Source organism: Thalassovita taeanensis (assembly GCF_900110775.1).
In the GTDB taxonomy this organism is placed as follows: Bacteria; Pseudomonadota; Alphaproteobacteria; order Rhodobacterales; family Rhodobacteraceae; genus Litorimicrobium; species Litorimicrobium taeanense.
This window is the reverse complement of the sequence record NZ_FOEP01000001.1, coordinates 147,775-160,240: the sequence shown is the minus strand read 5'-3', so window position 1 is coordinate 160,240 and position 12,466 is coordinate 147,775. Positions and strand designations below refer to the sequence as shown.

11 protein-coding genes are annotated in these 12,466 nt (G+C 61.2%); 2 read left to right on the top strand and 9 right to left on the bottom strand.

Annotated features, from left to right (window positions below; all coding sequences use genetic code 11):
* Positions 1–38: 38 nt before the first annotated feature.
* The 9 genes from BSF79_RS00735 to BSF79_RS00695 all read right to left on the bottom strand — a co-directional run bounded on the left by BSF79_RS00735 (position 39) and on the right by BSF79_RS00695 (position 10,634).
* The gene (locus BSF79_RS00735; protein ID WP_090266863.1) at positions 39–491 is read right to left on the bottom strand and encodes a cytochrome c-type biogenesis protein; all 453 of its coding nucleotides are present in this window, start codon (positions 489–491) and stop codon (positions 39–41) included.
* Entirely contained in the window at positions 488–2,458 is a 1,971-nt protein-coding gene (locus BSF79_RS00730) for a heme lyase CcmF/NrfE family subunit (protein WP_090267820.1), read from the bottom strand. The genes BSF79_RS00735 and BSF79_RS00730 overlap by 4 nt, the downstream gene beginning before the upstream one ends.
* A gap of 75 nt (positions 2,459–2,533) precedes the next feature.
* Positions 2,534–3,112 carry a holin family protein gene (locus BSF79_RS00725; protein WP_090266860.1) on the bottom strand — a complete coding sequence of 193 codons (579 nt, stop codon included), beginning with the start codon at positions 3,110–3,112 and terminating at the stop codon, positions 2,534–2,536.
* On the bottom strand, positions 3,103–3,714 hold the full coding sequence (locus BSF79_RS00720) for a holin-associated N-acetylmuramidase (protein ID WP_090266856.1): 612 nt from the start codon (positions 3,712–3,714) through the stop codon (positions 3,103–3,105). Before BSF79_RS00720 ends, BSF79_RS00725 begins: the two co-directional genes overlap by 10 nt.
* An 89-nt stretch (positions 3,715–3,803) precedes the next feature.
* The gene (gene ccmE / locus BSF79_RS00715) at positions 3,804–4,247 is read right to left on the bottom strand and encodes a cytochrome c maturation protein CcmE (protein ID WP_090266852.1); all 444 of its coding nucleotides are present in this window, start codon (positions 4,245–4,247) and stop codon (positions 3,804–3,806) included.
* An 18-nt stretch (positions 4,248–4,265) separates the two neighbouring features.
* The gene (argC, locus tag BSF79_RS00710) at positions 4,266–5,294 is read right to left on the bottom strand and encodes an N-acetyl-gamma-glutamyl-phosphate reductase (RefSeq protein ID WP_090266849.1); all 1,029 of its coding nucleotides are present in this window, start codon (positions 5,292–5,294) and stop codon (positions 4,266–4,268) included.
* A gap of 90 nt (positions 5,295–5,384) precedes the next feature.
* The gene (locus tag BSF79_RS00705) at positions 5,385–6,197 is read right to left on the bottom strand and encodes a glutamate racemase (RefSeq protein WP_090266846.1); all 813 of its coding nucleotides are present in this window, start codon (positions 6,195–6,197) and stop codon (positions 5,385–5,387) included.
* 24 nt (positions 6,198–6,221) lie between these two features.
* Complete coding sequence (locus BSF79_RS00700) at positions 6,222–7,100, bottom strand: lysophospholipid acyltransferase family protein (protein WP_090266844.1); 879 nt, start codon at positions 7,098–7,100, stop codon at positions 6,222–6,224.
* A 108-nt stretch (positions 7,101–7,208) separates the two neighbouring features.
* Positions 7,209–10,634, bottom strand: a complete 3,426-nt coding sequence (locus BSF79_RS00695; protein WP_090266840.1) for an indolepyruvate ferredoxin oxidoreductase family protein — start codon at positions 10,632–10,634, stop codon at positions 7,209–7,211.
* Positions 10,635–10,804: 170 nt separating this feature from the next.
* Here BSF79_RS00695 and BSF79_RS00690 point away from each other — a divergent pair, with 170 nt between their 5' ends.
* Together BSF79_RS00690 and BSF79_RS00685 are read left to right on the top strand one after the other, a co-directional pair.
* Positions 10,805–11,710: a LysR family transcriptional regulator gene (locus tag BSF79_RS00690; protein ID WP_090266837.1), complete on the top strand. Its 906-nt coding sequence runs from the start codon at positions 10,805–10,807 to the stop codon at positions 11,708–11,710.
* 287 nt (positions 11,711–11,997) lie between these two features.
* The gene (locus BSF79_RS00685; RefSeq protein WP_090266833.1) at positions 11,998–12,447 is read left to right on the top strand and encodes a YqfO family protein; all 450 of its coding nucleotides are present in this window, start codon (positions 11,998–12,000) and stop codon (positions 12,445–12,447) included.
* Positions 12,448–12,466: the final 19 nt, after the last annotated feature.

Sequence of the window (12,466 nt, the reverse complement as noted above, 5' to 3'; positions counted from 1 at the left end):
TATCCGCACGCCGGTCAGGGAAAAGCCAAAACCCCGCGTCACTCCTTCAGAATATCATTCAGGCGGGCCTGTTCCTCATCGCTCAACGCAGCACTGCCCTGCTCCGGTGCGGCCTGCCGTTTCCGCAGATACACCAGCCCCATCCCCAGCCCGCCCAACAGCATCAGCGGCCCAGCAGCCCAAAGCAGCCAGTTCGCCCCGCCGGTGGTCGGCCTCAGCAGCACATATTCGCCGTACCGATCAACGACATAGCGAACGACCGCCTCGTCACTGTCCCCCGCCACAAGGCGCTCGCGCACCATCAGGCGCAGGTCGCGGGCCAGTTCGGCATTGGAATCGTCGATGTTCTCGTTGCGACAAACCAGACAGCGCAAATCCTTGGAAATCGTCCGCGCCCGCGCCTCCAGCGCCGGGTCAGACAAAACCTCGTCTGGCTGCACGGCGAATGCAGGCGCGGCGATCAGGCACAGGATCAAAAATAGGCGCTTCATTCCGCAGGAACCCCCGCAACCTTGGCTTTGCGCGCCCCTGCCGCCACGCGATAGCGCCGGTCCGATAGGCTCAGCGCGCCACCAAGCGCCATCAAAATCGCGCCGCCCCAGATCCAGTTGGCCAGCGGCTTGAAGTAGGTCCGTACTGCCCACCCCCCGTCCGCCTGCGGATCGCCGATCACCACATAGATGTCGCGCAGAAACCTGCCGTCAATCGCCGCTTCGGTCGTGGGCATGCGCGCCACCGGATAATTCCGCTTTTCCGGGAACAGCTTGGCAATCGGGCGACCGTCTTTCGACAGGCTAACCGTACCGCGCGTGGCGAAATAATTTGGCCCCTCGACCTGCGCTACCTGATCAAGAACCAAAGTATAGCCCGAAACCTCGTAGGATTCCCCAAGCTGAACCACGCGAATATCCTCGGCCTCCCAAGCCATCATGCTGGCGATCCCCAGCATGGTAATGCCCAGCCCGCCGTGCGCCACGGCCTTGCCCCAATCAGCACGCGGCAAGCGCGTCATACGGCGCAACCGCCCCGCCCCTGCGCGCCCGGTGCGGCTCCAAAGATCCACCGCCGCGCCAAACACCAGCCAGCTCCCCAGAAACAGCCCGACCGGCCCCAGCAGGCTGCGCCCCGACTGCATCGCCCACGCCAGACCGGCCAACGCCAGCGCCAGCACAAATACCGGGATCAGTGGCTTTGCCGTCCGCGCGATCGACCCACGTTTCCACGGCATCATCGCGCCCACCGGCAGAACCAGTCCCAGCAGAACCATGAACGGCGTGAACGCCATATTGAAGAACGGCGCGCCGACGGACAATTTGCGATCAAAGGCAATTTCGGCCACCAGCGGCCAGATCGTGCCGATGAATACCACAAACGCACTGACAGCCAGCAGGATATTGTTCAACACCAGCGCGCTTTCACGACTGACCAGCCCGAATACGCCTTTGGCCTCCATCACACTGGCGCGCGCGGCATAAAGGATCAGTGCCCCGCCCATGAACACCGCCAGAATCATCAGAATGAACACGCCGCGCTCGGGGTCATTGGCAAAGGCGTGGACCGAGGTGATCACCCCGGATCGCACAATGAATGTGCCGATCAGGCTGAAGCCAAACGCCATGATCGCCAGCAAAATGGTCCAGCTTTTCAGCGCTTCGCGTTTCTCGACCACGATAGCCGAGTGCAGCAGTGCCGCCGCGATCAACCATGGCATGAAGCTGGCATTCTCAACCGGATCCCAGAACCAGAACCCGCCCCAGCCCAATTCGTAATAGGCCCACCATGACCCAAGCCCGATTCCGATTGTCAGGAAAACCCACGCCGCCAGCGTCCAAGGCCGCACCCAGCGGGCCCAAGCTGCATCGACCCGCCCCTCGATCAGTGCTGCCACGGCAAAAGAAAACGCCATGCTCAACCCGACATAGCCCAGATACAGGAACGGGGGATGAAACGCCAAACCCGGGTCCTGCAACAGCGGGTTCAAATCCTCGCCATCAAACGGTGGCACGGCCAGCCGCAAAAACGGGTTCGAAGTGAACAGGATAAAGGCAAAAAACGCCACCGAGATCGCCGATTGCACCGCAAGCACCCGCGCCCGCAGGCTGGGCGGCAAGTTGCCACCAAACCAAGCCGCCATTGCGCCAAACAGCGTCAGGATCAGCACCCACAGCAACATCGAGCCCTCGTGGTTGCCCCAGACGCCGGACACTTTGTACAGCATCGGCTTAAGCGAATGCGAGTTCAGGACCACCAGCCGCAGCGAGAAATCCGAGGTCACAAACGCATGCGTCAGCGCCCCGAAGGAAAAGGCCGTCAGCAGAAACTGCGCTGTTGCCGCAGGTTCGGCCACGGCCATCCACCCCGGCCAGCGCTTATGCGCCCCGATCAGCGGAACGACGGCCTGCACGCAGGCGACAAGGAAGGCGAGGATAAGGGCGAAGTGGCCAAGCTCTGTAATCATGACCTCGTTATAGAGCCTGGCATCGCGCGGGCCAATCGGTTTCAGCACGCACCGCGGTTCACATTGTCGCGGCCTTCACCGCCCCTCGCGCCCGCCACTTTCCCGCCAGTCTTCCAGCGCGGTATTGGCCTCTGGCGTGATCGCCTGTTGCTGCGCCGCCGCATCGCGCCCGGTATCTGCCGCGCCGGGGCTGCTGCCCTCAAGCGCCCGGATCGCGCCCACAACCTGCGGCACGCGGGTCATCGCCTCGGCCATACGAGCGTGGTACTCCTGCCCCTTGGTCTGATGTCGCGCCCCGAAATAGAATGACACGATCGCGCCCAGCAGCCACCACAAGGGCTCGGGGACGAGCGCGATTCCCTGCATTCGCGCCGCGAACCATACCGGATCGACCATCGCCGCCACGAACATGCCAAGCGTGCCAAGCGCCAACCCGGGTCGTGGCAGCCGGTTCAGTGCATCCATCAGACGGTCAAAAAGCCCACGTTGCGGGGCGATGAACTCGGCCCCGAACTGGTCCAGTGCTGCCCGCCGCACGATGACATCGCGCGCCGCACGCGCTTCGGTGTTTTCGTGAAACACCTCAACGGTGTCACGCAATACATTGCGATCATTGCCGAAAACCACATTGAACGCGCGCTCGATCAGCCCCATTTCGCCACCCTCTGACGGAATTCGGCGTCACTCAGATGATAGCGCGGGCTGATAAACGCCTCGGCCCGGTGGATCCAACCACCTTTGCCACCCGCCCGCGTGCGGGCGTATTTGCGGCTGGCCGGGCGCGAATCGGCCAGACGAAAGTAATAATTGCGCCGCGCGATCCCGTACGCATCAGCCAGATGCTTGGGCGCCGCCGCGTCCGCCACCTGCGCCGCCTGCGCCGTCTGCGCTCCAATCACCCCGTCCACCGCCACCTCATGGCCCATCTGCCGCAGCAGGCGTTGCAGGATCTTGACGGCATTCGCTCCGGCATTGACATACATGTCAAACACGCTGGGCCGCAGCCCCTCGGGCAAGGTATCAATCCGCGGGCGGGCATAGTATTCGGCAAGGAAAATCTCGACCGCCCGATCACGGCTCAGCGCGCGCACATCCGCCGTAGTTACCCGCCCGTCGCCGGTCAGATCCAGCCCAAGACGCCGCAGCGTATGAATGGTCACCCCGTAATTTGTCGCCCCGCCCGGATCATCCCGGTCATCTACAAAGCCACCCTCACGGGTGACGATCTCGTTCGCGATCTGCCTGACATCTTGCATGAAAAAACCCCGGCTTTATCCTGATACTTGGATAAGGCTGGGGCCAATTGGTTAATGCAGGTGCAATGCAGCGTGCGGGCGCGGCGAAATCAGCTGTCGGGCGCCTGATACACGCCCTGTTCCTTGAGCGCGTCCACGACCTCTTTCGGCATGTAGCTTTCGTCGTGTTTTGCAAGAATTTCAGAGGCTTCAAATACGCCGTTCACGTAGCGACCAGTGCCGATCATCCCCTGATTTTCCTCAAACAGATCCGGCAGAACCCCTGCATAGGTCACAGGCACAGACGCGCCGCCATCGGTCACGCTGAACCGGATCGTCTCGCCCTGACCGCGCTGCAATGTGCCTTCTTCAACCAGCCCGCCAATGCGAAACGTCTCGCGCGGGCCGGGCGGGTCCGCCATGACCTGACTGGGCGCGCGGAAAAAGTTGATGCCGTCCCGCATCCCATAGCCGATCAACCCAGTGGCCAGCAACAAGGCCACAGCCGCCAGCGCGACCACCTGAATCCGGCGTTTCTTTTTCAGCCCCTTCATCGGTCTCTCCCTGCCCGGTTACGGAAAACACGGAGCCAACATCAGCCCCGCCGTCTCTTCTTCACCTAACATCAGATTGGCATTCTGCAAGGCTTGCCCGCTGCTACCTTTTGTCAGGTTATCCAGCGCCGCGACCACAATCGCCCGCCCCGGAATACGGTCCGCCACCACCCCGATATGACAGAAATTCGAGCCACGGATATGCCGCGTGCTGGGATGCTGACCAAAGGGAAGCACCTGCAAAAAAGGCTCCTCGGCATAGGTGGCGGCCAGCGTTTCATGCACCGCGTCCGCATCGCCCCGCACATACACCGTCGCCAGAATACCCCGGTTCGCCGGAATCAGATGCGGCGTGAACTGCACCCTGACCGGCCGGCCGGCGACCGCGCTGAATTCCTGATCGAACTCGCCCAGATGCCGATGCGTGCCCCCGACGGCATAGGCGTGATAGCCCTCGCTCAGCTCGGCGTGCAGCAGGTTTTCCTTCAGGCTGCGCCCGGCGCCAGAGACCGCACATTTCAGGTCCAGAATGATCTCGTCCAGATCAATCACGCCCGCGGCGATCAGCGGCCGCAGCGCATATTGCCCGGTCGCCGCGTTGCACCCTGTGCCTGCCACCAACCGCGCGGTACGGATCTCATTGCGGTAAAACTCGGTCAGGCCATAAACAGCCTCTGCCTGACACTCCAGCGCGGCATGATCATTGCCATACCATTTCTTGTACTCCGCCGGATCACGCAGCCGGAAATCCGCCGAAAGATCGACAATTTTCAAGGACTTCGGCAAATCGCGGATCACTTCCTGACTGGTCGCATGCGGCAGCGCGCAAAAGCACAGGTCCACCCCCGAGAAATCAATTTCCTCGATCTTGACCAGATCGGGCAGCGCCAGATGGCGCAGGTGCGGAAACACGTCAGCCATTTTCAGACCGGCCTTGGAATTCGCGGCCATCGCCACGATCTCCATGGCGGGATGAGTGGCAATCAGCCGGACAAGCTCTGCTCCAGTATAACCCGAAGCCCCGAGAATGGCGATTTTATGCGGCATTCTTCTTGTTCCTTATGACGCGGGCCAATCGGGCCGCGCGGTGAGGTTGAAATATAACAGACGAACAGTAACCGCCTTGACCATGATCAATCAGGCGGCCTGAAACTCGATCTTTCGTCGCAGGAACTGCGTCGCCCGCGCTGAAACTGTGCGCGGGTCGCCTGTGGTCAAAAACATCGACTCGGTCCCGGTTCCGATCATCTTCGGGTGCCGGGTCAGGTAATCCGCCAGACTTTCAGCCACCAGATCAGCCTGTGAATAGACCTGCACATCCGGTCCAAGCGCGTCCTGAAACACGTCCTGCACCAGCGGATAATGAGTACACCCCAAAATCGCGGCTTCTGGCGTGGGCATCTTGCGCTTCAGCGCGTCCACATGGCCACGCACCAGCGCCTCGGCCAAGATCATATCGCCCTCTTCAATCGCATCGACAACTCCGCCGCAGGCCTGCGCCTCGACATCGACACCGATGGCGCGAAACGCCAGCTCGCGTTGAAAGGCGCGACTGGCCACCGTTGCAGGCGTCGCAAACAACGCCACATGCTTCACAGCCACCTCGCGCGGCGGCGAGTTGTCGCCCCACTGCCGCTCGGTCAGCGCCTCGATCAGTGGCACGAACACGCCCAAAACCCGCTTGTCGGTCGGGATCCAGCTTTCCTGCATACGCCGCAGCGCCGCCGCGCTGGCGGTATTGCAGGCCAGAATCACCAGATCACAGCCCGCCTCCCACAGCCGCGAAACCGATGCCGTGGTCAGATCATAGATGTCCTGCGCGTCGCGCACCCCGTAAGGTGTGTGCGCATTGTCGCCGAAATATACAAACGGCACGTCGGGCAAGCGTTTCGTGGCGGCATCCAAAACCGTCAACCCGCCCAATCCGCTGTCAAAAATGCCTACTGCCATGGCTCCGGCCTGTGTTGTCCCGGCTTACGCGCGGTGTTTCTCTTCGAACTCAAAGCCGTAGTCATAGGATTTGAGCGGTGTCGGAGACAGCTCATACGTCGCTTTGCGCAGGAAATCCATCATTGCTTTTGCATCCGAGCGTCGCGCCTGCAACTCTTCGCGCGCGATCGGCTGCCCGATGGCCACACGCACCGGTGTGTCCAACCGCTTGGCGAACTCCTTGATCAGCAACCCCATCCGCAGCGTCGAGTGCATGTGGCTTGCGATCTGAAACATCCGGCTGGTGTGGCCATCGAAGAACACCGGCACCACCGTGGCCTCGGATTTGGCAACCATCCGCGCGGTAAACCCGCGCCAGCCCGGATCCATCGGCTGCGCCAGCGGCTTGGCCGCGGTGGACACCGTGCCACCGGGGAAAATCCCGATCGCCCCGCCCTGTGCCAGATACCTCAACGCCTCTTTGCGGGTCTCAAGGTTCAGCTGCACCGCCTCTTTGGTCTGATCGAACGAGATCGGCAGGATCACCTTGCTCAAATCCTCGGCCTTGCGAAACACCTGATGCGCCAGAATGCGGAAATCGCCCCGCGTACGCGACAGGATATGCCCCATCATCAGCCCGTCCAGAATGCCATAAGGATGGTTGGCAATCAGGATCAGCGGGCCGGTTTTGGGGATATTGTCCAGTGATCCGGCCACCACCTCCAGTGACAGACCATAGCGTTCGACGATCACCTGCCAGAAATCCAGCCCATTCGCCACATCGACCTCGTACCCGCGCGCACGCTTGATCAGGCCAATGCGCCCGGTGACGTTTTCCATCACACGGATCATCGTCCGACCACTGCGGGTTTCCGCCGAATGGGCATAGCTTATGTCACGGGCAATATGACGGTGTTGTGTCATACGGATTATCCTCTGGAACTCGCCGCTTCAAATAAGCGGTTCGCGCGAGTCTGGCCAGCTTTTATGAACGTATTGTGAAGATCGGGGCCCAAGCCCCGATCCTGCGCCTTATTCCGCTGCGGTTGCCATGGGAGTTCCCCCAGCCCGAATCTGCGCCAACAAGGCTTCGCGGGTCTTGGCCGCCTTGGCCTCGTTTGCCTCTTTCACCGGGCCGAACCCACGGATCAGCAGCGGCAATTCCGCCAGCGCCACGATGCTGTCCAGCGTCGCGGGCGTCACCTTGGGCAGCACATCCGCCATATCTGCCTCATATTGCGCGATAAGCGCCCGCTCCATCCGCCGCTCGGCCGTGCGGCCAAACGGGTCCAGCGCGGTGCCGCGCAACCGCTTACCCTTCGCCAGAAGCCGCAACCACCGCAACATGCCGGGTCCGAATTCCCGCTTCACCGGGCGACCGTCGCTGCCCATCTTTGACAGGATCGGCGGCGCCATGTGGAAAGTCATCCGGTAATCGCCATCAAACTGCTCCGCCGCTTTCGCCTGCGTGTCCGACAGCAACCGCGCCACCTCGTATTCATCCTTATAGGCCAGCAACTTGTGATATCCCTTCGCCACAGCTTCTTTCAGGCGCGGGTCACTGACGCCGCCCACCAGCTTGCCATAGCGTTTCGCCAATCGGTTACCCTGATACGTCACCAGATGCGCCGCCCGGAATGCGATTTTCTCGTCCAGGGTCTTGGGCTTTTCGACCACCTTCGCAGGGGTCAACACCCGCGCGGCGTCCTGTGGGTAAAGCGCCGCCCAACGGCCAATCTCGAACGCGCGCAGGTTCTTCTCAACAGCCGCCCCGTTCAACTCGACCGCCTGTTCAATCGCGTCAAAGCTCAGTGGGATCAACCCGCGCTGCCACGCCGCCCCGAAGATCATCATGTTCGAGAAAATCGAATCCCCCAGCGTCACCTTGGCCAGCTCGGACGCATCAAACAGCATCACCCGATCCTGCAACCGCGCCTCAAGCGCCAGCGCCAACCGGTCCGACGGCAGCGAAAATTCCGTGTCGCGGGTGAAATCTCCGGTAATGATCTCGTGGCTGTTGACCACGGCCCCGGTCTGCCCGGTGCGCGTCAGCCCCAGCGTTTTCGCCCCGGCACTGACCACTAGATCGCCGCCGATCAGCGCATGCGCCTCGCCCGTGGCCACACGCACGGCGCTGATATCACCGGGCTGCTCGGCAATCCGGCAATGGATATGCACCGCGCCGCCCTTCTGCGCCAACCCGGCCATTTCCATCATGCCGGCACCCTTGCCATCAATCTGTGCCGCCTGCGCCAACACCGCGCCGATGGTCACAACGCCGGTGCCGCCGACGCCGGTAATCACCACGTTGAACGTGCCATCAATCGCGGGCAGCACTGGCATGGGCAGGTCTGGCAGGTCCAGCGACGCAGTCTGCGCCTTCTTCACCACCGCGCCTTCCAGCGTCACAAAGCTGGGGCAGAACCCTTTCACACAGCTGAAATCCTTGTTGCAGCTCGACTGATCAATCGCCCGCTTGCGGCCCAGCTCGGTCTCGACCGGAACGATCGACACGCAGTTCGACTGCACCCCGCAATCGCCGCAGCCCTCGCAAACATCGGTGTTGATGAATACCCGCTTGTCCGGGTCCGGGAACGTGCCCCGTTTGCGGCGACGGCGCTTTTCCGCAGCACATGTCTGGATATAGACAATGGCGGATACGCCCTTGATTTCGCGGTATTTCTCTTGAACAGACTGGAAATCCGCCCGCTCGAACTTTTCCACATCCTTGGGAAAGCGGTCCAGGTCCACCTCTTCCTTCGCATCATAGACAACAGCGATATTCCGCACGCCCATCGCCTTGATCTCGTCCACGATCCGATACGCTGTCAACCCGCCCTCATTCGGCTGCCCGCCAGTCATCGCCACCGCATCGTTGTACAAGATCTTGTAGGTGATATTCGCATCCGACGCCAAAGCCGCCCGGATCGCCTGCACGCCCGAGTGGTTATAGGTCCCGTCGCCAAGGTTCTGGAACACATGCCCGGTTTTCGAAAACGGCGCCTCGCCGATCCAGTTCGCGCCCTCTGCCCCCATATGGGTAAACCCAAGCGTCTCACGGTCCATCCACTGCACCATATAGTGACAGCCGATCCCGGCATAAGCGCGACTGCCATCCGGCACCTTGGTCGAGCTGTTGTGCGGACAGCCCGAGCAGAAATACGGCAAGCGGCTGGCGATCTCTTGCGCATTGTCATTGCGCCGTGCATCCGACAGCGCCGACAATCCGGCCTTGATGCCATCCGTGTCGCGGCCTTCCTCGATCAGGATACCGCCCAGCTTCTCAGCGATCCAGATCGGGTCCAGTGCGCCGCGCGTCGGAAACAGCTCTTCGCCGTGCATCGACCCCGCGCCGCCGCCCTTGTGCCAACCATAGACCCGCCGCCCGCGCCGGTCGTTAAAGATCGCTTCCTTGATCTGAACCTCGATCAGCTTGCGCTTTTCTTCGACCACCACAATCAGATCCAGCCCCTCGGCCCAGTCATGAAACCCGATCATGTCCAGCGGAAAGGTCTGCCCGATCTTATAGGTCGTGATGCCCAACCGCTCGGCCTCGGCTTCATCGATGTTCAGCAGGCTCAGCGCATGCAGCAGGTCCAACCAGTTCTTGCCGGCCGCCACGAAACCAATCTTGGCCCCCGGCTTGCCCCAAACCCGCTTGTCCATCTTGTTGGCGTGGCTGAACGCCTCGGCCGCGAACCGCTTGTAATCAATCATCCGCGCTTCTTGCGCGGTCGGCGTATCCACCAGCCGGATGTTCAACCCGCCCTCGGGCATCTCGACCTCAGGGAAAATCAGGTTCATCCGGTCGGGGCGGCCATCCACAACCGCAGTTGCCTCGACCGTGTCCTTCATGGTCTTGAGCCCGACCCAAAGCCCGGAAAACCGGCTCAGCGCATAGCCATAGATGCCATAGTCCAGAATCTCCTGCACACCTGCCGGGCTGACCACCGGCATATAGGCATCCACCATCGCCCATTCGCTCTGGTGCAACACGGTCGAGCTTTCACCGGTGTGGTCATCGCCCATCGCCATCAGCACGCCACCATGCTGTGACGTGCCGGCCATATTGGCGTGCCGCATCACATCGCCCGACCGGTCCACGCCCGGCCCCTTGCCGTACCAAAGCCCGAAAACACCGTCGAATTTGCCCTCACCGCGCAATTCCGCCTGCTGCGCGCCCCAAAGTGCCGTCGCGGCCAGATCCTCGTTCAGACCTTCGTGAAACTTCACATCCGCCGCTGTCAGCTGCTTGGCCGCCCGGTTCATCTGCATATCCACAGCGCCCAGAGGCGAGCCGCGATATCCGGTCACATATCCTGCCGTATTCAGCCCTGCGGCCGCGTCCCGTGCCTTCTGGATCAGCATCAATCGCACCAGAGCCTGTGTGCCATTCAGCAACACCGGCGATTTTTCCAGGTCGAAACGGTCATTCAAAGAAACTTTTTGGCTGGTCATGTGACGCCTCCCGCACGCAGTGTGACTTGCTCAAGTATAGGGCAACAATAGGTCAAATATACTGACCTTTGAAAGGAAAAAATGCGCATCCCCCAAGGGAACCCGCCGTTAAGACGTTTTACACCATAGTGTTTCGTGTATGAGGTGTGCGTGAATCGAAAGTTGCTGATATGGACTGGGACAAATTAAGAATCTTCCACGCGGTGGCCGACGCGGGCAGCCTCACCCACGCCGGTGATGTCCTGCATCTGTCCCAATCTGCGGTCAGCAGACAGGTGCGCGCGCTCGAGGAAAGCCTGAACACCACGCTTTTCCACCGCCACGCCCGCGGGTTGATTCTGACCGAACAGGGTGAACTGCTGTTTGAAGCCACGCGTGCGATGTCCAAACGGCTCGACTCTGCCGCCGCCCGTATCCGCGACAGCGAAGAAGAAGTGTTCGGCGAACTGCGTGTGACCACGACCACTGGATTCGGCTCGCTGTGGCTGGCGCCGCGCCTGCCCGCGCTTTATGAAAAATTCCCCGACCTGAAAATCGACCTGATGCTTGAGGAACGCGTGCTTGATCTGCCGATGCGCGAAGCCGATGTGGCGATCCGCATGAAAGAACCATCGCAGGCCGATCTGATCCGTAAACGGCTGATGTCGGTGCGGATGCTGCTCTATGCGTCGCCCGAATATCTGGCCCGCTACGGCACACCTGAGTCCATCGAGGACATCAATACCCACCGCCTGATCTGCCAGAATCCAACATCGGCGCAGGTCGGTGCCGGGGCCAACCTCGTGCAGCACCTGATGACCTACGACATCCGCTCGACCCTGACCGTGAATAACTATTTCGGCGTGCTTCAGGCGGTGATCAATCACCTCGGAATCGGTGTCCTGCCCGATTACCTGATGCAGGATTTTCCGAATCTCGTGCGCGTTCTGCCCGATGTTCAATCCGTCGAAGTACCGGTTTTCCTCGCCTATCCCGAAGAAATGCGCCAATCCAAGCGCATTGCCGCCTTCCGGGATTTCGTTCAGGACGAGATCATAACATACCGTAAACGGATGAAAGATCAGGCGCTTAGCTAACACCCTCCAAAGCTATGCACGCCATGCATACCGGGCATGCTGCACTTGCCGCATGAACGCGCTTGATCGTTTTACTTTCGCTGCCTATTTCAGCTTTCGACGATGATGGCGATGCAAATCACATCATCTTCATACCTCCCTGTTGGACTTCGGCCGAGCTTTACGCTCGGCCTTTTTTTTGGTCCCACCTGAGTGCAGAAAATTCCTTGCGCGGCGGTTTTCAACTTCCTCCAGCAGCGAATCCCCTCTACTGCTCCCCTTACGTTCCCCACTCCAAGGAGCCCGGAATGCCACAGACCGACACCACCAAACCCGCCTTCACCCTGCACCCGGCCTTTCACGTCACCGTGCAGCGTCCCGAGGCCCACCTGCCAGAGGTGCTGGAGGCAGTGCAGGCCGTCGATCCTCTGACCTATGGCTTCTATGATCAGGTCAGCTTCGCCACCACACCGGGCGTGCAGCGGTTTCGCTCGTGCCCCGGCGGGCGCAACCCCGCCAGCGAAACCGCCATGCAGGTGCCCTGCACTGAACTGTCCTTTGCCGTGCTCGACACCGATCCCGCGCATCTGAATCAGGTGCTTCAGGCGATTTTCGACAGCCACCCCTACGAAGAACCCGTGATCTTCGTCACGCAGGCCACTTATACCCGCCATGTCCCCGGCACCGGGCTGGATGCCCCCGCGAAATTCTGGAACCGTGACACGCCCGATTGGGTGCCCGCCACGCACCGCGACTAACTCAACACCGCCGCGCGGC